This is a genomic window from Stutzerimonas sp. S1, from assembly GCF_025966695.1.
Taxonomy (GTDB): domain Bacteria; phylum Pseudomonadota; class Gammaproteobacteria; order Pseudomonadales; family Pseudomonadaceae; genus Stutzerimonas.
In genome coordinates this window covers 129,404-151,164 of the sequence record NZ_JAOEIY010000006.1, presented here as the reverse complement: position 1 = coordinate 151,164, position 21,761 = coordinate 129,404, and the positions used below count along the sequence as shown (strand labels likewise).

Genomic DNA, 21,761 nt, shown 5'->3' with positions numbered 1-21,761 from the left:
CAACGCTTGCAATGGTCGACGGACCGGCACGCCGCATCCGCTCGCCACTCCTCCAGGGGACCGGTTCATGTCGAGCGCGACGGCTTGCCGCGCAGACGGGATGCCTGCACATTGTCAGTGGGGATTTGAATAATCTCTAACGAATAGTATTGCTCGATCAACGCAATAATTTTGCATTATTGCACTGAAGCCCCACTTTTCGAGGCTCACAAAACGCCGTAGATCGCCTGCGGCGACCTCGTGAATCAGGCGGCCCGCCTGACACTCTGCTCGTACTGCTCGACCACGGCGGTGACGATACGCATAACCTCCAGGTTGGCGTCCTCCATCTGGCCGAGATGGTGCAGCGCGGTTTCCAGCGCATTGTGCGCGAACGCATCCAGGGCAGCCTGCCCCTGGGCATGCACCGCGGTGTGCGGTCGCTCGATCTGGCGGAAGCAGTCCAGCGCCTGGATGTCGCGGTTGTCCTCGCCGTAGTACCAACGGCCGAAGCGGCAGTCGTGTTCGCTCGGCAGCTGCGGCGTCTGCTGGGCCCGGTCGCCGAGCAGGTGGTTGTACACCACGAACTTGAGCGACAGCTCGTCGAGGTTGGCCAGTTCGATACCCGAACGGAAAGACGACGCCGCACTGCTCTCGCGCATTGCGCCGGCCAGCTGGTAGAGCGTGCGCATCGCTTCGACCGCCTGTTCGGTGGTCCGGTTGAAGCCCTGAGCGTGGCTGCCCTGCAGTTGGATGTAGTCATGCACGTTGCGGATTTCAGCCTGCACTTCACCGATCTTGCGCACGATGTCATCGGTCGCCAGTGCGGTCTTTTCCGCCAGGCTGCGAATCTCCCCGGCGACTACCGCGAAACCGCGCCCGGCATCACCGGCGCGCGCCGCCTCGATCGCCGCATTCAGCGCCAGCAGGTTGGTCTGGCTGGCGATGCCGCTGATGAGATCGACGATGCCATTGATCTCCTGCGAGCGCTCGGCCAGCGTGTCGACCTTGTGCGAGGCCAGATCCAGCCCGCTTTCCATCTCCGCGGCCTTGCCTTGCAACTCGCCGAAGTGCTTCTGGTTGCTCAGCGCCGCGGCGGCAACCTCACCGGCGCGCGCCTTGTTCTCGCCCAGCTGTCCGGTGAGAAACTCGAAGGACTCACCCAGATGTGCCACCGAAGTGCTGAAGCGGATCAGCTTGGCCGATACGCCACGGTAATAGTCGAGTTGGCGTTGGCGGTGCTGACTGTCCGCCTCGGCGGCGTGCAACCGCTGCTCGAGCGCAGCGACGCGTGCGGACTGCTCGGCATGCCGGCTCTGTAATGCGTTCAGCTCCTGCTGCAGGCGACCGGCCGTGTTCTTCCACTTGAACCACATCTGGGTGCTCCTTCAGCTGACGGTGTAGCCGTTGTCGACCACCCAATCCTGGCCATAGACGCCACGCGCGCCTTGCGAGAGCTGGAACAGAATGACGTTGGCCACCGCCGACGACTCGAGGAAATGTCCCGGCAACAGGCGCTTGGTGACGCCCTCGGCGACCTCGTCGAGCTGGTCGTCGGTCAGCCCGAGCGTGCCCCAGATCGCCGTCGCGGTCGGCCCCGGCGACACCATGTTGATGCGTACATCCAGCGGCGCGAATTCCACCGCCAGCGTCCGTGCGTGTGCGGCCAACGCCGCCTTGCTGGCGATATAGGCGGCCAGGCCGGGAAACGTCGAGCGAGTCAGGAAGGTACCGATGAAGACCACCGAAGCCGGCTTCGCCAGTTCGCCACGCAACGCGCTCAGCGTATTCAGCGCACCGGCGCCGTTGACCGCCCACTGCCGGTCGAAGGCCTGCAGGTCGAGGCTGCAGGCCAGTTCGGCGATACCGGCATTGGGGACCAGATAGCTGACCGGTCCCAGCTCTGCGGCTCGCTTGCACAACCGCTGCAGATCGTCAGCATTGGTCACGTCGCCCGACAGCCAGGACAGCTGCTCTGGATAGGTCTGCTGCAACGGCTCGAGACCGCCCAGCGTACGCGACATCGCCAGTACTCGTGCGCCACGCTGCAACAGCTCGGTGCACAGGGCCAGGCCGATACCGGAACTGGCGCCGGTGACCACCGCCAGACGATCCAGAAACTCGCTTTTCATCGTTTTCTCCATTGCTCGGCGCGGCCGAGTCCAAAGCTGCCTCCGCATCGGAGCGGCAGCGGATTGGTGCGGTAGATAAGCAAGACGGACAACGCCTGTTGGCCCGTCGTATCGCGGCGCCGGCGCAACGGCCGACGCCTGTCAATCAACCCGGATGGCCGTCCACGCGGGCGCGGACCAGCATCGGCGCGTAGCGCCAGGCGTAGATGATGAAGGCCAGCGTCCAGCACAGAGCTGCCAGCCAGAGGCCGCCGACCGGCCAGGCCGCCGTAAGGAATACGCGCGCAGCGGTGCCGAGGTTGAACAGCACGAAGGCGGCGGTGACACCCGCCGGCGGCTGCAGCGGCCGGCCGGTGTGGCCAAGAGTGACGCGCGCGATCATCGCCAGAATCAGCCCGCTCATGGAGCCGACGCTCAGTGCATGCAGCGACGGGCTGGAACTGGCCAGCACGCCGAAGTTCCACAGGGCCAGACCGAACGCCGCCACCACTAGCCATAGCATCGCCATGTGCAGCGACCACAGCAGCGGGACGCGCCAGATGCCCTTGTCGTACCAGCGCGCCAGGCGCAGCAGATGGCCGATACCAATGGCGGCGAACAGTACACCCAGCAGGGGATGCGCCTGCAGGGCCAGGCCCAGCGCATGCAACACGGCGATCACGCCGGTGCCGACCAGCAGCACAACGTCCAGCCATACCCACGGCTTGATCGCTTCGACCCAACCCAAACCGCGCTGAGTGAAGAACGGAATCACCCGTCCGCCGATCAAGGCCATCAGCGCCGCCACCAGCCACAGACCGGCGAGCACACCCTGGCGCTGCAGTCCGTCATCGCCCCGCGCCAGCCCCACCAGCAGCAATGCGTCGACCGCAGTCATCAGCGACAGCACCACCACAATCGGATAGTTGCGCTTCTGCCGTACCGCCCAAAGCATCTGCGCCATGAGTACCGCCAGTGCGAGCGGGAACAGCAGTTCCAGCGGAATCAGCAGCGCCAGCGGCAAGCCGAACAACCAGCCAAGGCGTGCCGCCAGCCAGATCAGTGCCAGCGCCATGAGACGGTTGCCGGACGGGGCTACCTGGCCGGTCCAGGTCTGCACCGCGGTAAGCAGGAAGCCGGCGACGATGGCCATGGCGAAGCCGAAGAGCATCTCGTGACGGTGCCAGGCGAGCCAGCCGCCGGTGGGTTGCAGGCCCGGCCACAGACCAGTCCAGGCGGCGACCCAGAGCGGAATCGCCAGCAGCGCATAAACGCTACCAGCGAGGAAGAACGGGCGAAACGCGAGTCGCCAGACGGGCGGGATACTCAGGGCTGTTCGCCGATCGATAACTTGCACGGAGGCCTCCAGAACTTTCTCACGTCCGGCTGGCACGCTTTTGTGAGGGGCGAGCCGGAACCATGTGTGCTCCCACGACCTCGGGAGCCAGGGTTACTTTCTACAGGTTAGGCCCCCCCGGCAGACTTGATTGCAATCAGCTTTTTTCTGAGACGGCGGGAAAGCGACCATTGGCGGGGGTGTCGACGGGCAAATGGCACAAAGACGCTGCCGCTGGGCAGCGGAAGGAGAAAGCGCAATGTCCGCGCCGGCCACAGCGGCAGCGGACGGCGCGAGCGCAAGATTGGCGCAGAACGGCTGGCGGGCCGCGGGAACGGCCCTAGTGGTTTTACTTGACGTCGTGCTTGATCGATTCGCTCTGGGCGACGCTGTCGCCTTCACTCACCGACTTGCGAAAGCCGCTGATCGCGCTGCCCAGATCCGAACCCAGGCCGCGCAGGCGTTTGGTGCCGAACAGCATGACGACGATCAGAAGAATGATCAGAAGTTGCCAGATGCTGATACCCATCATTTGCTCACCTCGGTTGTGTTAACGACGGTCAGTGACCGGCGTGTGCATTGTCGTGTTGTACCTGTACCGGCGTATGGCCGCCGTGCATCGCGCCATGCTGTATGCTCGCGGCCTCCTGTAGCAACGCCTGGTCGATCTGCTCGAAACGCAGCACCCTGCCGCCATGCTCGGCGGCGAGCTTCTGCGCCGCCGCCTCGTCGGCGAAACTGGCCAGCGTCGCGCCCATCGCGCCCTTGAGCGACGTGCCGACCACATAGTAGGCGCTGGTGGCATCGATCAGATGCGCGTCGTCAGGTTGCTCCCACTCGCTGCGCCCCATGTCGTGCACGTACAGCTTGGCGTTCAGCAGCTGATTCTCCGGCTGCAGCCACCAGCCGAGCATCTCCGCCGTGGAGCAGAACTTCTTCACGCCGCCCTTCTCCACCGCCTGGCCCTTGGGGCCGGGAAAATCACTGATGATCATGCCGCACACGTGACATTCGTCACTGTCATGGAATGCGACCGGGTCGAGCTTCTGCTGGACCTCCTCCTTCTCGCCACAAGCAGCGAGCCCCAGACCCAGTGCCAGAACGAGCAGCGCGCGGGCGCCGGTGCGATAAAGCCGATTCATGTTCATCTCCTTGTAGATGCAGATCACGTCAGACGCCGCCGGAACATTCCGTAGGCCAGCAGCAGCGACACCCCGACCCAGGCCAGCAGGCATAGCCAGAGCACCGCGCCAGGCACCGGCAGGTCGGCGCCCAGCGACAGCACGCCCATGGCGCTGCCGCTGCCTTCGAAACCGGACAGGTTGATCAGTCGATAGATGTCGGTGGGATTGAGCAGCAGCAGCCACGGCAGCAACTCGGGGTTGAACTTGCCCTCGCTGAGCACCAGCAGCGCCAGCAGCACCAGGTCGAACACCAGCACGAAGAGGAACCAGACGCCGAGCGCCAGCCCGGCAGCGCTGGATTTCTCGCCGACCTTGCCGCTGAGCACGTAAGCCAGCGCGAGGAACACCCAGCCAAGCAGCGTCGAGGAGATCATGAAGCGGCCGAATGCCCAGAGCAGCAGGCCCAGCTCGATGTCTTCGACCAGCACAGCGATCGCCAGCGCGGCGCAGCCGAAGCCGATCAGCACCGCCAAGGCGAGGATCAGCCCATGCCCGACGAACTTGCCGAGCAGGATCTGCCCGCGACCCAGCGGATAGGTCAGCAGCAGCATCAGGGTGCCGCCTTCGTCCTCGCCGACGATGGCGTCGTAGGCCAGTAGCAGCGCGATCAGCGGCATGAGGAAGGTGGCCAAGCTGGCCAGACTGGCGATGGTCGCCGGAATCGAGGTGAAGCCCAGCTGCCCCGAGGCCGCCGCGCCAAGCCAGGCGATCCCTACCGCAAGCACGGCGAAGAGCAGACTGATTGCGAGCAGCCAGCGGTTGCGCAGGCCATCGCTGAGTTCCTTGCGGGCAATGTTCCAGACCTGGTTCATGGGCGGCCCTCCTCGGCACGCACATCGCCGGCGCGTTCCATGTAGTAGCGGTACAGATCCTCCAGCGACGGCTGGTGGATCTCGATGTCATCCGGCTCACCCTCGCCGAGCAACTGGCGCAGCAGCACCAGTTTGTGGCCATTGACCGCCACCACCTCGATGCTGGTCTCGCTCAGCGTGCGGGCACTGTGACCGGCGGCACTCCAGCGCTCCAGCCAGCTTTCGCTCTCGCTGATGCCGCTGGCGCGGATGCGCACCGGCAGTCCGGCTTCGGCGCGCAGCTGGGCCAGGCTGCCCACGGCCTGCAGACGGCCTTTGGCGAGGATCGCCGCACGATTGATGTGCGATTCGACGCCTGGCAGCACGTGGGAACAGAGGATGATGCTGGTGCCCTGACGGCGCAGACGGTCGACCAGCACGTACAGATCCTGAGTGGCGATCGGGTCGAGGCCGACGGTGGGCTCATCGAGCAACAGCAGACGCGGCTCGCCGAGCAGCGCCTGCGCCAGGCCGAGACGCTGGCGCATGCCCTTGGAGTAGGTTTTCACCCGGCGGTCGGCAGCATGGGCCAGGCCGACCTGTTCCAGCAGCTCATCGACTTGCTTCGGCGCGGCCCCCTTCAGGCGAGCGAAGTGACGCAGGGTTTCGCGGCCGCTCAGCTGCGGATAGAAGGTCACGTTCTCCGGCAGATAGCCCAGCTGACGGCGCACCTGCGGGTCGTTCGGCTCACGGCCAAGCACACGCACCTGGCCTTCGCTCGGCGCCAGCAGCCCGAGAATCAGTTTCATGCTAGTGGTCTTGCCGGCACCGTTGTGGCCGAACAGCCCCAGTACCTCGCCCTCACCAAGACTGAGGTTCAGATCGTGCAGCACGGTCATGCTGCCGTAACGCTGGCTTACGCCCTGGATCTCGACGGCGTTCATGACGTTGGTTCCTGCTTGGCGGTTAAGAGTTTTTCTGTGGGTATCTTCATCAGCGGGTGGCTGTCCTGCACCCCCGGTGACTTGACGACCGGGAAGGCCCGCTGCACCCAGCGCAGCACCTCGATGCTCGGGCTGTTCATCAGCAGACGTACCTGCGGATACATCCACAGCAGCCGATCGACGTTGTCGTTGGGCTCGTAGGCGACATCGCCCAGGCCGTCGTCGTTGCGATCCCAGCCCAGATAGTCGCTCCAGTAATTGCCGCGCCCCTCCTGCGACCATTCCTGGGTGCGGGTGGCCACGTACTTGACCTGCTGCTGATTGCCGACGAAGGCGTTGCCGGCGATACGGTTGTCCTCCGAGCCGGCGGTCAGATGGATACCCAGCGAACTCCTCTCGAAGTGGTTGTTCTCGATGCTGTTGAACAGCGAGTTATAGATGAACAGCGCCTTGCCTTCGCCACCGCTGATCATGGTGTCGCCACCAGTGTCGCCGCGCTGCACGTCGCTGACGAAGTTGTCCTTGAGCGTCGAGTAGGTGATGTAGTTCATCAGGATGCCGTAGTTCTGATCCTGCTCGGAACGGTTGCCGATCACCGTCAGCTTGCGGCTCTGCATCAGCGCATAACCGGTGCGGGTGCGCCGGGTGACGTTGTCGATCACGCTGTTGTCGTTGGCGAACATGTAGTGCACGCCATAACGCAGGTCCTCAAGGACGTTGCCCTCCAGGTGATTACCGTTGGAGGTGTCGATGTAGATGCCATCGCGCGCTTCGCGGACATGGTTGCCGATGACCCGCGCGCCACTCACGGCATACAGGTGAATGCCGTTGCCGCGATCCTGCGAGCGCACGCTGGCGTCGCCGACGATGCGGTTGCGGAGCAGCTTGACGTCACGCGCGCCGTCGACCCAGATGCCGAAGCCGGCACCCTCCAGGCGGCTATCGCTGATCTGCACGCCATGCGCAGTACGCTCGATGAACAGGCCGGAGTTCATGTCGGTGAGGTTGCGTCCCCAATCGAGCAGCGTGCAGCCCTCGACCGTCACGTCGGGCGCGCCGATGCTCAGCGCATTGCCTTCGCCCTGCGCCTGGAGAATGGCACCTGGCTCGCAGCGCAGGTGCATCGGTTCGTCGATGCGGAACTGCCCGGCGTATTCGCCGGCCGGCAGTCGCCAGCGATTCTCACCCTCGGCCTGCAACGGCAGAGCGGTGATCGGTTGCGGCGCCGCCTGGGCCACGCCACTGAAGAGAAAAAGAATGCAGAGTGCCCACGGGGCGAGCACGTCGGTAGCCTGAGATCTGAGCACGACAGTTACCTTATTCAGCGTCCAGGCAGATTGCGGGTGTTTCAAGGCGCCGGCAAGCCTGCCGGTGCAAATACAAGGGATTCGTTTGCAAGGATTCCCGCCCGGCCTGAGGCCGGACGGGAAGTTCGGCTTACGCCGGCTCGACCATCATGCGGCCGACCATTTCCATGTGCAGCGCGTGGCAGAACCAGCTGCAGTAGTACCAGTGCAGACCGGGCTTATCGGCCACAAAGGTAATGGAAGAGGTCTGCTGCGGGCTGATCTCCATGCTCACACCGTGGTTGACCATGACGAAACCGTGGGACACGTCCTCGATCTGGTCGATGTTGGTGATGGTCACGGTGACTTCATCGCCCTGCTTGACGGTGAACTCGGTGACGCCGTAGGCCGGCGCCATCGAGGTCATGTACACGCGCACCTTGTTGCCGTCGCGGATGACCTTGTTGTCGGTTTCCAGGTTGATGCCGTCTTTCTTGGCCATCTCCACGGTGCCGGCGAAGTACGGATCGTTGCGGTCCCAGATCTTCTTGGTCTTGATCTGGTCGCGGCGGGCCATGATGCAGTCGTGCGGCTCGGCGAAGGTCGGGCCGTCGTGCACCAGCTTCATCTCGTCGCCGGAAATGTCGATCAGCTGATCGTTTTCCGGATGCAGCGGGCCGGTCGGCAGGAAGCGGTCCTTGGAGAACTTCGACAGCACGACGACCCATTTGCCGTCCGCTTCGCGCGTTTCGCACAGCGACGCGTGGTTGTGGCCCGGCTGGTAGTGCACGTCCAGCTTCTGGCGGATGTAGTTGACCTTCTCGCCCTTGTAGGCGCGCACCGCGTCTTCCATGTTCCACTTGACCAGCTGGCTGTCGATGAACAGCGTGGTGTAGGCGTTGCCGCGACCATCGAAGGTGGTGTGCAGCGGGCCAAGACCCAGCTCCGGCTCGCCGACGACAACATCACGCGGGTCCTTGAGCTTGCCGGCGAACAGGTCGGGCAGCATGTCGATGGCGATCATCGAGCAGGTCGGCGACAGCTTGCCGTTGGCGATGAAGTACTTGCCGTCCGGCGAGGTGTTGCAGCCGTGCGGATTCTTCGGCACCGGAATGTAGCGGGTGAACTCGCTGTCCTTGTCGCCCTTCTTGCGACCGTCGAGCACCGGCACCTTGGAGTCGCCGAGGGTGATGAACTTGCCAGCCTTGACCGCTTTTTCGGCGGCGTGGATGTCGAACACCACCACCCAGTCGCGCTCGTTGCGCATCATGCCGCCCAGGTCGTAGGCCTTCTCCGAGTTGTAGCAGGTGGAGGCGGCGAAACGGCCGGTGTAGTCGGCGTCGGTGTTATCGAGGTTGCCGTCGACGATGATCTGGAACGCCATTTCCATCTTTTCGGCGTCGATCACGTTGTACATGGTGTAGCTGTTCTCATCCTGCAGGTCGAACACCTTGCCGTCGTTCGGGTGCGGGATGACGAATTCGGCGTTGGCGAACACGTACTTGGTGTGCGGCACCTTCTGCAGACGCAGGCCGTGGATCGCCTGGCAGTTCGGCACGGTGAGGATCTTGTCGCACTTCATGATATCCAGGCGGATACGGGCGACGCGGGTGTTGGCCTTGTCGTTGATGAACAGGTACTTGCCGTCGTACTTGCCGTCGGTCATGGAGATGTGCGGGTGGTGGCAGTCACCGTTGAGGAACTTGGAGCTGTCACCCAGCACCGCCTTACTCTCATTGGTCAGACCCCAGCCGGTAGCCGAATCGACGTTGAATACCGGGATACGCATCAGCTCGCGCATCGACGGCACGCCCAGTACGCGTACTTCGCCCTGGTGGCCGCCGCTCCAGAAGCCGTAGTACTCGTCCAGCTCGCCCGGTCCGACGTGAATCTTGGACTGAGCGTCCTTGACTGCCGCCGCGAAGGACTCGCGGGTCATGACGGAGGTGCCCAGGGCAGTGGCGGCAACGGCCGCGCCCGTCATGGCGGTTGCGCCGAGGAAGCCGCGGCGACTGAGGCCACCCTTCTCCAGCGTTTCGGGATTGTTCTTGCTCTTGTCACTCATGGGGGTCTTGCTCCTTATCGCTTTCACACTCAGGTCAGACGACCAGTTTCGAGCGGCGCGCCCGCGGGCGGTCACTCAGGGTTCCACCACTTGCACTACGGGGATCAATGCAGGTTCGGCCGGGGCCTTCTTGTCGCGTTTCTTGCGCTTGTTCTTGTTCACCAGCGGCGGACACTTGTTCTCGTTGTGATAGGTCATCTGGCAATCGAGACAGTAGTGGCACTCGTTGGCATTGATGTGGCCGTCCGGATGGATCGCCTGGATCTCGCATTCCTTGGCGCACAGCTGGCAGGGGTTGCCACACTCCTTGCGGCGCTTGAGCCAGTCGAACAGACGCAGCTTGGTGGGAATCGCCAGCGCCGCGCCCAGCGGGCAGACGTAGCGGCAGTACACCTTGCGGGTGAAGATATTGATCACCAGGAGGAACACCGCGTAGGCGACGAACCACCACTGGCGGTCGAACTTGAGGGTGATGGCGGTCTTGAACGGCTCGACCTCGGCGGCCTGCTCGGCCATCGACATGGACTCCAGCGAAATGCCGAACAGCACCAGCAAGACGATGTACTTGATCGCCCAGAGCCGCTCATGCACGGCGAAGGGCAGCTCGTACTGCGGAATCTTCAGCTTGCGCGAGGCTTCGTTGATCAGCTCCTGCAACGCACCGAACGGGCACAGCCAGCCGCAGAACACGCCACGGCCCCAGAGCAGGATGCTGCCGGCGGTGAAGGTCCAGATGATGAAGATCACCGGATCGGAGAGGAACAGCTCCCAGCGGAAGTCCTGGAACAGCGCGTGGACGAAGGTCAGCACGTTGACCACCGACAGCTGCCCCAGCGCGTACCAGCCAATGAACACCACGGTGAACACCAGGTAGCCACGGCGCAGCCAGTGGAGGAAATGCGGTTTCTGGGTGAACTTGTCCTGCAGGAAGAGGATCACCGTCAGCAGCAGCAGCGCCGCGACGATCACGCCGATCTGAAAGCTCTTCTGGTACCAGATGTTCAGCCACATCGGACGATTGGCTTCCTCGATGGCGGCCAGCTCTTCAGCGGTGGGTTGCGGCCGCTCGATGTAGTCCTCGGGCATCTGGTAGGGCAGCTCGAAGCTGGTGAACATGCCGCTGGTCGGGCCGGTCTGGCGGCGTACCAGCAGTTCCAGCGTCCACGGCGTGCCCGGATCGAAGCCGGCCTGCTCGCGGATGATGAAGATCGCCATCTCGCTGAAGTCCGGCATCCCTTCGGCGTACACATCGTTGAGCCGCTGGAAGTCCAGGTCGCGGAAACTGATGATGTTGCCGAACTGGCGTAGCTGCACCCGGTCGAAGATGCCGCCGCGCACATAGCCCGAACCCTTGAAGGAATACTCGCCACTGCCCAACACCGCGATGGCATGCTCGCCCGGCTTGAGCTCTTCCTGCAGGAAGCGGAACTGGCTGTCACCCAGCAGGTTGCGACCGATAGTCGGCGGATCCAGCTGAGCTACGTAGAGGTCGATGAAGGTCTCGTCGATCTCCTCGGCCGGCGCCTCGTCGACGCCTTCGGCCTCGGTGCCCTTGAAGGCTTCGTTGATCTGGCCATTGGTCAGGCGCAGACGACGGATCGCACCATTGCCGGTCAGTTCCGCCCAGCTGGCGGGCTGGTAAACGTCCTCGCGCACGGTAGCCGGCTTCGCCCGCGCACTGGCGTTCGCCTCGATCAGGCCCAGCGATACGGCTACGTCGTGCGCCGCACGCATGACGATCTCGTTGACCACCATCACCGTAACGGTGGCGCCGGTCACGGCATCGATGGTCACCGCATTGGCATCGCCGGAACGGCCAACCACCACGCGCTGATTGGCCTTGATGCCAGCGTACTTGGCGTTGAAGTCGTGCAGCTTCTGCTCGGGAATACCGATCAGCAGGATCGGCTCGTGGTGTTCCAGCACATAGGCGTCAACGATGGTGCCCTGCGGATCGAGCAGCACCTGCATGTTGATCGGCTTACCGGAGTACGCCGGAATGTCAGTGACGTGGATGCTCTGGAAGGCATAGCCGAGCACCTCGTCGCCCTTGGTCAGGGTGCGGACCTGATAGTCGCCCTGCGGTTCGGAGATGGAGTCGGCTTCGGGAAAGAACTGCTCAATGCGTTGTTGTTCGACTTCGTAGGCCTTGGCCTGTACCTGCGCGGCACAGAGCGTCAGGGCCAGGAGCATTACGAGGCCATTCCCCCATGAGCGCAGCAGGCTGCGAAAAGAAAAGCGATGGGGTTTCATGAAGTTACCTTACTTCCACTGCTGGATGTGCGGCGCATGGTAGGTGAGGCTCTGGCGCTTTCCCCTTGACTGCAATCAAGCCTGGGCGCGGAGTCACGATTCCATTGAGCCATGTCAACGAGTCGCGACCCTATCACGGATTATCTGACCGCATGATTAAGTCGAGTCTAGGCCAGATCGCGCGGAACGCTATTCCACGCCCTGGGCCTGACGGGATTCCGCAATGGCCGGCCGCTGAAAAACAGAACGCGCCGGTCGGCGCGCTCGAATTTCCTCAAAGGCTGCAGCTCAGTGGCGCCCGGGCGTCAGGTAGGCCGCCGTGGCGCCACGCGAGGCCTCGCTGGCCTTGATTTCCATCTTGGCGATGCTGCGCAGGTGCACCTGATCAGGGCCGTCGGCGAAGCGCAGGGCGCGGCCACCGGTCCACATGTCCGCCAGCGGCGTGTCCGGGGTCAGACCCATCGCACCGTAGACCTGGATCGCGCGATCAACCACCCGAGTGTGCATGCGCGGTACCAGCGCCTTGATCATGGCAATCTCCTTGCGTGCCGCCTTGGCACCGACCTCATCGATCATCCACGCGGTCTTGAGTACCAGCAGGCGCGCCTGCTCGATCTCGATGCGCGACTCGGCGATCCAGTCGCCGATATTCGAGTATTGATGCAGGTACTTGCCGAACGCCTTGCGCTCCTGGCAGCGCTCGACCATCAGTTCCAGCGCCAGCTCGGCCATGCCAATCGAACGCATGCAGTGGTGGATACGGCCCGGACCGAGCCGCGCCTGGGCCATCATGAAACCGTCGCCCTCCCGACCCAGCAGGTTGCTTGCCGGCACCCGCACGTTCTTCAGCAGCAGTTCGCTGTGGCCTTCCGGCGCGATGTGGCTCATCACCGGGATGTTGCGCACCAGCTCGACACCCGGCGCGTCGAACGGCACCAGGATCATGCTCTGCTGCTGATGAGTGTCGGCGGACGGATCGGTCTTGCCCATGACGATCAGCAGCTTGCAGTTGGGATGCGAGGCATTGGTAATGAACCACTTGCGCCCGTTGATCACGTAGTCGTCGCCGTCGCGACGGATCAGCGTCTGGATATTGGTGGCGTCCGACGACGGCACGTCCGGTTCGGTCATGGCGAACGCCGAGCGGATCTGGCCCTCCAGCAGCGGCTCAAGCCAGCGCTCGCGCTGCTCGGGCGTGGCGAACAGGTGCAGCAGCTCCATGTTGCCGGTGTCCGGCGCGTTGCAGTTGAACACCTCGGACGCCCAGTGCACCCGGCCCATGATCTCCGCCAGCGGGGCGTACTCCAGATTGCTCAGGCCCATGCCCGGCTCATCCTCGCCGAGCGACGGCAGGAACAGGTTCCACAACCCCTCCTCACGCGCCAGTGCCTTGAGGTCATCCATGAACGACACGGGATACTGGCCAGCGTCGACCTCGGCATGCCAGGCGCCGATACGCGGCACGATGTGCTGGTCCATGAATGCGCGCAGCTGCTGGCGCAGCGCCTCCACGCGCGGGCTGTAGGCGAAATTCATGCTCGAACCCCTGATCGGAAAATGCAATGAGGCCACCATAGCCAGCGCGGTGCAGAACGCAACGAGGCTACAGCGGCTGAATCGGCAGGGATAACCGTGGCGAAGAGCGCGTCGCGCTTGACCGACGTCATGATGGGCAAACGCGAACCTGCTACGCGCGTACCCTGCACCGTCGCGTGGCGTGCTACCAGTGCAGGTAGAACATGCCCTTGGCCAGCAGCACGATGCCGATCATCTGCAGGAAGATCGCCCAGTGGATGGCCCGATAGCGCGCCGGCGTCATGCGCCCACCACGCAGCAGGATCGCCACCAGGCCGAAGGTGAAAAACACCCCGACCGCCAGCAGGATCTTCAGGCTCAGCAGCAGGCCAAAGCTGCTGGCGAACGGATCGGCCAGCGCCTGGCGGTGGTACCAGGCCAACCCGATACCGGCGCCGTAGACGAACAGCACCACCCAGTGCAACACCACCCGCGACCGTGCACCGACCGCCTTGTCCACCGGCTGCATGACCTGCTCACCCAGTTGCGGGCGGATGCGGTCGAGGATCAGCACCTCGACGAACAACGTGCCGATGAAGAAGATCGCCGCCAGCAGGTGCACGATATGCAGCACGGAATAACTCATCACAGGCTCCTTTGATCGGGTGCGGGGCAGGATCATCCCCCAGCCGCCCGCGCCTGGCAAAACATTGCCGGCGCCGGCTGCCAGCGGCGCGGCCGTTCAGGGGCGCATGGCAGTGATCTCGGCGCCGTCGCGACGAATATGCTGGCCTTGCAGGAAGCGCCCGTCGGAACTGCGGATACGATCGATGCTGCCGTCTTCCTTGCGCACCACGTAGAGCGTCTGCTCCAGCCCGGCCGCCTGCTGCACGCCGCGCCCGGCCAGCCAGCCGAGGCCGCCACCCACCAGCGCGCCGACCGGCCCGGCGACCGCGCCGAGCATGAAACCGCTGAGACCGCCGAACCCAGCGCCGACGGCGCGGTCGCGATGCACTTCGAGCACTTCATCGGCCTGGGCCAGACCGCAGGAGAGAATTGCTGCACTGAGGGCCGCTACGATCAATTTCTTCATGGGATGCTCCTTGGAAAATATGGGATGTCGCACCCCAGTCTTTTCAGGAACCGTGCCGGAAGATCACTGCTTAAAAATCAACTAGTTACAAAAACACAGGTAAAAGATACCTGCGACAACTGGGTATAAATGACAAGGCAGCCAGTAATAAATACCCCAGCACCGCAGTCGGGTTTTTCTATGCTGAAAATTGGAGGAGACCCACGATGATTCACTGCAAGCGCGCCTACGAACTCCCAACCAGCGAGGACGGCCAGCGGGTGCTGGTCGACCGACTTTGGCCCCGCAACTGTCGCAAGGAGGCGCTGGCGCTAGATGACTGGCTGCCGCAACTGGCGCCGTCGACGGCGCTGCGGCGTGAATTCAAGGGCGGCCAGCTGGATTTTGCTGGCTTCCGCCAACGCTATCGGCAGGAACTGGCAGCGCATCCCGAACACTGGTGGCCGCTGCTAGAGCGGGCCGCCAGGGGCACGCTCACGCTGGTCTACGCCGCACGGGACGAACAGCAGAACAATGCGCGGGTGCTGGCCGAATGGCTGGACGGCGAGCTGGAGCGCTGCGCCGAGCCGAGCTCGCCGGCCTGTTATGCCGGCAAGCTGTTGGAGTGATGGCGCCGCCGCTCAGCGCCGGTTGACCGTCAGCGCGGCGCGGATGACGTCGGCACCGATGTCCGCTTCATAAGCCTTCCACACCGGTAGCATCTTCTCGCGCCAGGCCTGCCGCTCCTCGGGTGTCAGGCTGATCAGCTTGCTGCTGCCACTGGCGAGGATGCGATCGCGGTCGCGCCGATTCAGCGCCTCCGCCTCGTCGTTCACCACCTGTGTCACCTCAAGAATGATGTTCTCCAGCTCCGAACGGGTAGCGAAAGGAATGCTGCGCCAGAACTCGGCATTGGTCACCAGCATGTAGGCCAGCACACCGTGATTGGTTTCGCTGATGAACGGCTGCACCGTGTGCATCTTCTGGCTGGCAATGTTCGACCAGGGATTCTCCGCGCCCTGTACCACGCCGCTCTGCAGCGACTTGAACACCTCGGCAAATGGCAGGCGCACCGGCTTGGCACCCACCGCGGCGAATTGCGCCTCGAGCACTGCCGAAGGCTGCACACGGAAGGCCAGACCGGCGGCATCCTCAGGTACGCGCAGCGCTTGGGTGGAGGAAAGCTGCTTGAGACCGTTGTTCCAGTAGGCCAGGCCGTAGATGTTGTGCTCAGCCATCGAACGCAGCAGTTCGCGGCTCTTCTCGCGGCTCTGGAAGCGCTTGACCGCCGCCTCGTCATCGAACAGGAACGGCAGGTCGAACACCTGCAGCTTGCGCGTGTATTTCTCGAACTTCGACAGCGACGGCGCCAGCAGCTGCACACGGTTGTCCAGCAGCGCCTGCATTTCGTCGGCGTCGCCGACCAGCGTGGAGTTGGGATAAACCTCGACCTTCACCTGCCCGGCGAGGCGCTGCTCGACCAGCTGCTTGAACAGCAGCGCCCCCTTACCCTTGGGCGTATCGTCCGCTACCACGTGAGCGAATTTGATGACGATCGGTTCGCCGGCAGTGACGGTCGGCGAACCCAACAGATACAGCGCCGCAACCAGGGCGGTGACACAAGACTTGAACATCGAAAGCTCCCCAAAACACATGCGCGCAGACGGCGCCTCGTGAGCGCCGTTCGCGTCGTTTGTCGAATCACAAATGGAATGGCGGCAGACGGATGGACCGCGCGGCACATTCATGCGGGTGACCAGATCAATGCAGCGTCGGGCTGCCGGCTGGCCTTTATTGGAATGCAACCCCGTCGAATGGACACTCGTCGAGCGTCGCCAGGGTCGAGCCGGCAGTCTTCGGCAACCCTCGCCGCCAGACAAGCGCGAGGCGCCCGGCAACGCTCATTTCGCGAACTGGATCACGCCATCAAAAGCCACGCTGGCGGCCGCGACATCTGACCAATCAGTCACACCTTGACCGAAACTCCGAAGCTTCCATCAGGCAGACGGCAACCACCGTTATGGCTGTGGGCACGGGCCACCGACGAACATGCAGCGCGGCGTTCATCGGCTCGAGCGAACTAAGCGGAGTCAGACCCTTCATACAGGCATGCCCGAAAACGAAACTGCCGGCCCATGATCACGCCTGCCACCCACAGCACCGAACACGCCGAACTGGACTGCCTGATCGTCGGCGGCGGCCCCGGCGGGTTGACCGCAGCGCTCTATCTTGCGCGGTTCCGCCGCCGCTGCCTGGTAGTCGATGCCGGCTGCAGCCGCGCCGCGCTGATTCCGCGTTCGCGCAACTACCCGGGCTTTCCGCCCGGGATCTCCGGCACCGCACTGCTGGCACGCCTGCGCGAACAGGCCCGCGGCTACGGCGCGCGCATCGAGACGGGCACGGTCGAGCGCATCGAGCGCCATCGGCTGGGCTTTCGTGTGCAGTTCGGCGCACGCAGCTGCATCGCCCGCCGGGTGATCATCGCCACCGGTATCGAGGACACCCTGCCCCGCATGCACGACACACAGCAGGCGATCGATGCCGGCAGCCTGCGTCTGTGCGCCATCTGCGATGGCTACGAAGTCAGCGGCGACAACGTCGCGGTATACGGCGAAGCCGAATGCGCCATAGGCCATGCCGCCTTTCTGCGGACCTTCTCCGACCACGTCAGCGTGATCGCCCCGGGCGCCACCGCCGCCGATGAGCAGGCGATCCAGCTGGCCGCGCACTACGACATCCGGCTGATCTGCGCCGAAGTACATGAGCTGCGTCCGGTCGACGGCGGCATCGAGGTGTGCACCGTCGCCGGCGAGAAGCATCGCTTCGACATCCTCTACCCCTGCCTCGGCGCGCGCTTTCGCTCCGAGGTGGCGCAGCGGCTGGGCATCGCCTGCGATGCGGATGGCGCGCTGCGGGTCGACCACCAGCAACAGACCTCGCTGCCCGGCCTCTACGCCGTGGGCGATGTGGTGAGCGGCCTGAAGCAGATCAGTGTCGCCATCGGCCAGGCGGCCCAGGCTGCCACCGCGATTCACAACAGCCTGGAAGCCAATCCCTGGCCATGACGCTAGCCAGGCGCTCCTCCATGGCCGGCCAGCTACGCTAACGACAGGGCATTTCGCCAACCGGAGTCACGCATGTCCCTCAGCGTTTTCGACCTGTTCAAGATCGGTATCGGCCCGTCCAGCTCGCACACGGTCGGACCGATGCGCGCGGCCCTGCGTTTCGCCGAAGGGTTGCGCCGCGATCAGCTGCTGGAGGCCACCGCCAGCGTCAAGGTCGAGCTGTACGGCTCGCTCGGCGCCACCGGCAAGGGCCACGGCAGCGACAAGGCGGTGCTGCTCGGGCTGGAAGGCGAGCAGCCCGAATCGGTGGACACCGCCGCCATCCCGGCCCGCCTCGCGGCCATCGGCAAGCGTGGCGAACTGCGTCTGCTGGGCGAGCGCGCCATTCCCTTCGACAGCAAACAGCAGCTCGTCTTCATCCGCCGACCGCTGCCCTTCCATCCCAACGGGCTGATCTTCCGAGCCTTCGACGCGGCCGGATTGCAGCTGCGCAGCCGCGAGTACTACTCGGTCGGCGGCGGCTTCGTCGTCGACGAACAGGCAGCCGGCAGCGACCGCATCGTCGAGGACCGCACGCCATTGCCCTACCCCTTCCACAGCGCAGCCGAATTGCTCGATCACTGCGCCACACATGAGCTGACCATCAGCCAGCTGATGCTGGCCAACGAAGCCGCCTGGCGGCCGGAGGCAGAGACCCGCGCCGGGCTGCTGCGCATCTGGCAGGTGATGCAGGACTGCGTGACCGCCGGCTGCCGCACCGAGGGCGTGATGCCCGGCGGGCTCAAGGTGCGCCGGCGCGCCGCCGGGCTTTACCGCCAGCTCAGCGAGCATCCCGAGGCCAACCTGCGCGACGCGCTCAACGTGCTCGATTGGGTCGACCTCTATGCGCTGGCAGTGAACGAGGAGAACGCCAGCGGCGGCCGCGTGGTCACCGCGCCCACCAATGGCGCTGCCGGCATCATTCCGGCGCTGCTGCATTACTACGTACGCTTCGTGCCGGGTGCCGACGAGGACGGCGTGGTGCGCTTCCTGCTCACCGCCGCGGCCATCGGCATCCTCTACAAGGAGAACGCCTCGATTTCCGGGGCGGAGGTCGGCTGCCAGGGCGATGTGGGCGTGGCCTGTTCCATGGGCGCCGGCGCGCTGTGCGAAGTGCTCGGCGGCACCCCGCAGCAGGTGGAAAACGCCGCGGAGATCGGCATGGAACACAACCTCGGCCTCACCTGCGATCCGGTCGGCGGGCTGGTTCAGGTACCCTGCATCGAGCGCAACGCGATGGGTGCGGTGAAGGCGATCAACGCTGCACGCATGGCCCTGCGCGGTGATGGCCGCCACTTCATCTCGCTGGACAAGGTCATCCGCACCATGCGCCAGACTGGCGCCGACATGAAGAGCAAGTACAAGGAAACCGCCCGTGGCGGCCTGGCGGTGAACATCATCGAATGTTGAGCTGACCGGCTACACGTCGCCCTTGCCGATCCCATGCTCACGCAGCTTGTTGGCGATGGTGGTGTGCGACACGCCGAGCCGCTTGCCCAGCTGGCGACTGCTCGGATACTGCTTGTACAGCCCTTCGAGCACCGCCTTCTCGAAGCGTCCGACGATGCTCGCCAGATCGCCTTCCAGGGAGAAATCACCCAGCGGCTGCGCCGCGCCGTAGCCGGGCAGGCGAATATGCTCGGGCTTGATGGTGCCGCCCTCGCACAATGAAACCGCCTGGAACAAGGTGTTTTCCAGCTGCCGCACGTTGCCCGGCCAGTGATAGCCGGCCAGCCGTTCCAGCGCCTGTGGCGAGAGCGTCGGCAGCGGGCAACCGATCTGCCGGCTGGCCTGGTCGATGAAGTGCAGCGCCAGCGGCTGCAGGCCGTCCAGGCAGTCGCGCAGCGGCGGGATATGCAGCGACAGCACGTTGAGGCGGTGATACAGATCCTGGCGAAACTGGCCGGTAGCGCAGAGTTCGGACAGATCGAGCTGGGTCGCGCAGATCACCCGCACATCGAGATAGACCTCCTCGTCGCTGCCGACCCGACGAAAGCCACCATCCTGCAGGAAGCGCAGCAGCTTGGCCTGCAACCGTGGGCTCATCTCGCCAACGCCATCGAGAAACAGCGTGCCGCCAGCGGTGAGTTCCAGCAGCCCCAGCTTGCCTTCCGGTCGCGCCCCTTCGAAGGCGCCCGGGCCGTAGCCGAACAGCTCGGTCTCGGCCATCGACTCCGGCAGGCCGGCGCAGTTGAGCGCCATGAACGGCGACTGCCCGCGTGGGCTGGACAGGTGGCAGGCGCGCGCCAGCAGTTCCTTGCCGGTGCCGGTCTCGCCCTCGATCAGCAGCGGCGCATCCAGCGGCGCCATGCGCCGCGCCTCGCGCACCACCGCGGCCATCACTTTCGAGCTCTGGAAGATGCTGTCGAAGCCGCGCAGCTCCTGCTTGCGCACCTGATAGATGCGCTCGCCAACCCGATCCGCCCGATGCAGGGTCAGCACCGCGCCAGCCAGCGCCTCGCTGTCGTCATGCTCGGACTGCAGCGGGGCGATGTCGGCGAGGAACACGTCGCCCTTGATCGTCACCCGCAGGCCGTTGATCCGCGCCTTGTTGGCGCGCACCAGTTCGGGCAGGTCGAAGTCCTCGGCGTAGCGCGACAGGCTCATGCCCGGCACCTCGTCGACACGCACGCCGAGCAGCTGCGCGGCGGCGCGGTTGGCGGCGACGATGGCACCGCTCATATCGATGGACAGCACGGGAAACTCCAGCGCGCCGAGCAGCGCGTTGAGCTCCAGCGAATGCCGCTCGCTGGGCATCAGGCTGACCTTGCGCAGCTCGAACACGCCGGGCAGCGCCTCGATCTTCGGCCGCAGCGCCTGCAGCTGCAGGTTCATCAGGTTGGGGCAGTGCAGATAGACCGCGTTGCCCTGCTCGCCGCCCACCTCGCCGCGGGCGACGTTGATGCCGTAGTCCACCAGCAGGTTGAGCATGTCGCGCAGAATGCCGACGCGGTTCTGGCAGAGAATCTTGATGCGCATGACGGAGCCCTGTTGTCTTGTTGTGGGGCTGGCGGCGCTTCAGTGGAGCGCCGCAAATTTCCGTCAAGATTATTTGCCAGACAAAGTGCCTGACAACGCCGTCCGTCCGGCCATTGGCGAAAACGTCACGCTTTCATTACAACCGACAGGGTTCGCAGTGCGACATACCGCCACATTCCCACTCCACGGCGGTACGTCTTCGCGTTCGAATGAGGGCAACAACAAGATGCCCAAGCGGCCAGGAGTACCGATGAAGACGACCCACTACGTAGCCCGCGAACCGGACGCGCAGGGGCACATTCATTACCCGGACGCCGAACACGCGGTGTGGCAGACGCTGGTCGAGCGGCAGCTGAAGCTGCTCGACGGGCGCGCCTGCCAGGAATACCTCGACGGCCTCGAACAGCTCGCCCTGCCCCGCGAGCGCATCCCGCAGCTCGGCGAGATCAACCGCGTGCTGGCCGCCACCACCGGCTGGCAGGTGGAGCGCGTACCGGCGCTGATCCCCTTCCAGCGCTTTTTCGAACTGCTGGCGAGCAAGCGCTTCCCGGTCGCCACCTTTATCCGCACACCGGAAGAGCTGGACTACCTGCAGGAGCCGGACATCTTTCACGAGATCTTCGGCCACTGCCCGCTGCTGACCAATCCCTGGTTTGCCGAATTCACCCACACCTACGGCCAGCTCGGCTTGAACGCCAGCAAGGAGGAACGGGTGTTTCTCGCCCGCCTGTACTGGATGACCGTCGAGTTCGGCCTGGTAGAAACCCCTGCCGGGCGGCGCATCTATGGCGGCGGCATCCTCTCCTCGCCGAAGGAGACGCTCTACAGCCTGTCCGCCGAACCCGAGCACCAGCCGTTCGATGCCATGGAAGCCATGCGCACGCCCTATCGCATCGACATCCTGCAGCCGCTGTACTTCGTTCTGCCGGAGCTCAAGCAGCTGTTCAAGCTGGCCCAGCAGGACATCATGGGCATGGTGCGCGAGGCCATGCGCCTGGGCTTGCACCAACCGAAGTTTCCGCCAAAGGCGGCGTAGGGTGGACAACGCCGCAGGCTTGGCCACGCGTTGTGCGGGGCCGCCGTTCGGCCTTCAGCCCCGACGTGCGGGCCGCAGCCGACGCTGACCAACCCCGCGGGCGCGA

Annotated in this window: 19 protein-coding genes; 4 read left to right on the top strand and 15 right to left on the bottom strand. The window is 64.4% G+C overall.

The genetic code is table 11. The annotated features are described in order from the left end of the window. Positions 1-245: 245 nt before the first annotated feature. The 13 genes from N8H22_RS14300 to N8H22_RS14240 form a co-directional block, all read right to left on the bottom strand. Positions 246-1,355 carry a methyl-accepting chemotaxis protein gene (locus N8H22_RS14300; RefSeq protein WP_264591178.1) on the bottom strand — a complete coding sequence of 370 codons (1,110 nt, stop codon included), beginning with the start codon at positions 1,353-1,355 and terminating at the stop codon, positions 246-248. A gap of 12 nt (positions 1,356-1,367) precedes the next feature. Next, positions 1,368-2,111 (bottom strand): SDR family oxidoreductase, encoded by a 744-nt coding sequence (locus N8H22_RS14295; protein ID WP_264591177.1) that lies wholly within the window; start codon positions 2,109-2,111, stop codon positions 1,368-1,370. Positions 2,112-2,256: 145 nt separating this feature from the next. Continuing rightward, a complete protein-coding gene (locus N8H22_RS14290) occupies positions 2,257-3,447 on the bottom strand; it encodes an NnrS family protein (protein WP_264591176.1) in 1,191 nt (396 codons plus the stop codon). 328 nt (positions 3,448-3,775) lie between these two features. Further along, a complete protein-coding gene (gene tatA / locus N8H22_RS14285) occupies positions 3,776-3,958 on the bottom strand; it encodes a twin-arginine translocase TatA/TatE family subunit (RefSeq protein ID WP_264591175.1) in 183 nt (60 codons plus the stop codon). A 28-nt stretch (positions 3,959-3,986) separates the two neighbouring features. After that, positions 3,987-4,568 carry a nitrous oxide reductase accessory protein NosL gene (locus N8H22_RS14280; RefSeq protein ID WP_264591174.1) on the bottom strand — a complete coding sequence of 194 codons (582 nt, stop codon included), beginning with the start codon at positions 4,566-4,568 and terminating at the stop codon, positions 3,987-3,989. A gap of 23 nt (positions 4,569-4,591) precedes the next feature. Then, on the bottom strand, positions 4,592-5,422 hold the full coding sequence (locus N8H22_RS14275; protein ID WP_264591173.1) for an ABC transporter permease: 831 nt from the start codon (positions 5,420-5,422) through the stop codon (positions 4,592-4,594). After that, positions 5,419-6,345: an ABC transporter ATP-binding protein gene (locus tag N8H22_RS14270; protein WP_264591172.1), complete on the bottom strand. Its 927-nt coding sequence runs from the start codon at positions 6,343-6,345 to the stop codon at positions 5,419-5,421. Before N8H22_RS14270 ends, N8H22_RS14275 begins: the two co-directional genes overlap by 4 nt. Further along, positions 6,342-7,652, bottom strand: a complete 1,311-nt coding sequence (locus N8H22_RS14265; RefSeq protein WP_264591171.1) for a nitrous oxide reductase family maturation protein NosD — start codon at positions 7,650-7,652, stop codon at positions 6,342-6,344. Before N8H22_RS14265 ends, N8H22_RS14270 begins: the two co-directional genes overlap by 4 nt. Positions 7,653-7,782: 130 nt before the next feature. After that, a complete protein-coding gene (gene nosZ, locus N8H22_RS14260) occupies positions 7,783-9,696 on the bottom strand; it encodes a TAT-dependent nitrous-oxide reductase (protein WP_264591170.1) in 1,914 nt (637 codons plus the stop codon). A gap of 75 nt (positions 9,697-9,771) precedes the next feature. After that, positions 9,772-11,949, bottom strand: coding sequence for a NosR/NirI family protein (locus tag N8H22_RS14255; RefSeq protein WP_264591169.1), 2,178 nt, complete (start codon positions 11,947-11,949; stop codon positions 9,772-9,774). 288 nt (positions 11,950-12,237) lie between these two features. Then, entirely contained in the window at positions 12,238-13,485 is a 1,248-nt protein-coding gene (locus tag N8H22_RS14250) for an acyl-CoA dehydrogenase family protein (protein WP_264591168.1), read from the bottom strand. Between the two features lie 184 nt (positions 13,486-13,669). Continuing rightward, positions 13,670-14,110 carry a hypothetical protein gene (locus tag N8H22_RS14245; RefSeq protein WP_264591167.1) on the bottom strand — a complete coding sequence of 147 codons (441 nt, stop codon included), beginning with the start codon at positions 14,108-14,110 and terminating at the stop codon, positions 13,670-13,672. A gap of 96 nt (positions 14,111-14,206) precedes the next feature. Further along, entirely contained in the window at positions 14,207-14,557 is a 351-nt protein-coding gene (locus tag N8H22_RS14240) for a hypothetical protein (protein ID WP_264591166.1), read from the bottom strand. A gap of 206 nt (positions 14,558-14,763) precedes the next feature. Between N8H22_RS14240 and N8H22_RS14235 the strand changes: the two genes are divergently transcribed. Further along, positions 14,764-15,165, top strand: a complete 402-nt coding sequence (locus N8H22_RS14235) for a DUF488 family protein (RefSeq protein ID WP_264591165.1) — start codon at positions 14,764-14,766, stop codon at positions 15,163-15,165. A 12-nt stretch (positions 15,166-15,177) separates the two neighbouring features. Here the strand turns inward: N8H22_RS14235 and N8H22_RS14230 are convergent, their stop codons facing one another. Beyond that, the gene (locus tag N8H22_RS14230) at positions 15,178-16,170 is read right to left on the bottom strand and encodes a TRAP transporter substrate-binding protein (protein WP_264591164.1); all 993 of its coding nucleotides are present in this window, start codon (positions 16,168-16,170) and stop codon (positions 15,178-15,180) included. A gap of 501 nt (positions 16,171-16,671) precedes the next feature. Between N8H22_RS14230 and N8H22_RS14225 the strand changes: the two genes are divergently transcribed. Both N8H22_RS14225 and N8H22_RS14220 read left to right on the top strand, forming a co-directional pair. Next, positions 16,672-17,601, top strand: coding sequence for an NAD(P)/FAD-dependent oxidoreductase (locus tag N8H22_RS14225; protein WP_264591163.1), 930 nt, complete (start codon positions 16,672-16,674; stop codon positions 17,599-17,601). Between the two features lie 72 nt (positions 17,602-17,673). Beyond that, the gene (locus N8H22_RS14220) at positions 17,674-19,050 is read left to right on the top strand and encodes an L-serine ammonia-lyase (protein ID WP_264591162.1); all 1,377 of its coding nucleotides are present in this window, start codon (positions 17,674-17,676) and stop codon (positions 19,048-19,050) included. A 9-nt stretch (positions 19,051-19,059) separates the two neighbouring features. Here the strand turns inward: N8H22_RS14220 and N8H22_RS14215 are convergent, their stop codons facing one another. Then, positions 19,060-20,619, bottom strand: coding sequence for a sigma-54-dependent transcriptional regulator (locus N8H22_RS14215; protein WP_264591161.1), 1,560 nt, complete (start codon positions 20,617-20,619; stop codon positions 19,060-19,062). 250 nt (positions 20,620-20,869) lie between these two features. Here N8H22_RS14215 and phhA point away from each other — a divergent pair, with 250 nt between their 5' ends. After that, entirely contained in the window at positions 20,870-21,655 is a 786-nt protein-coding gene (phhA, locus tag N8H22_RS14210; protein WP_264591160.1) for a phenylalanine 4-monooxygenase, read from the top strand. The last annotated feature ends 106 nt before the right edge of the window (positions 21,656-21,761 follow it).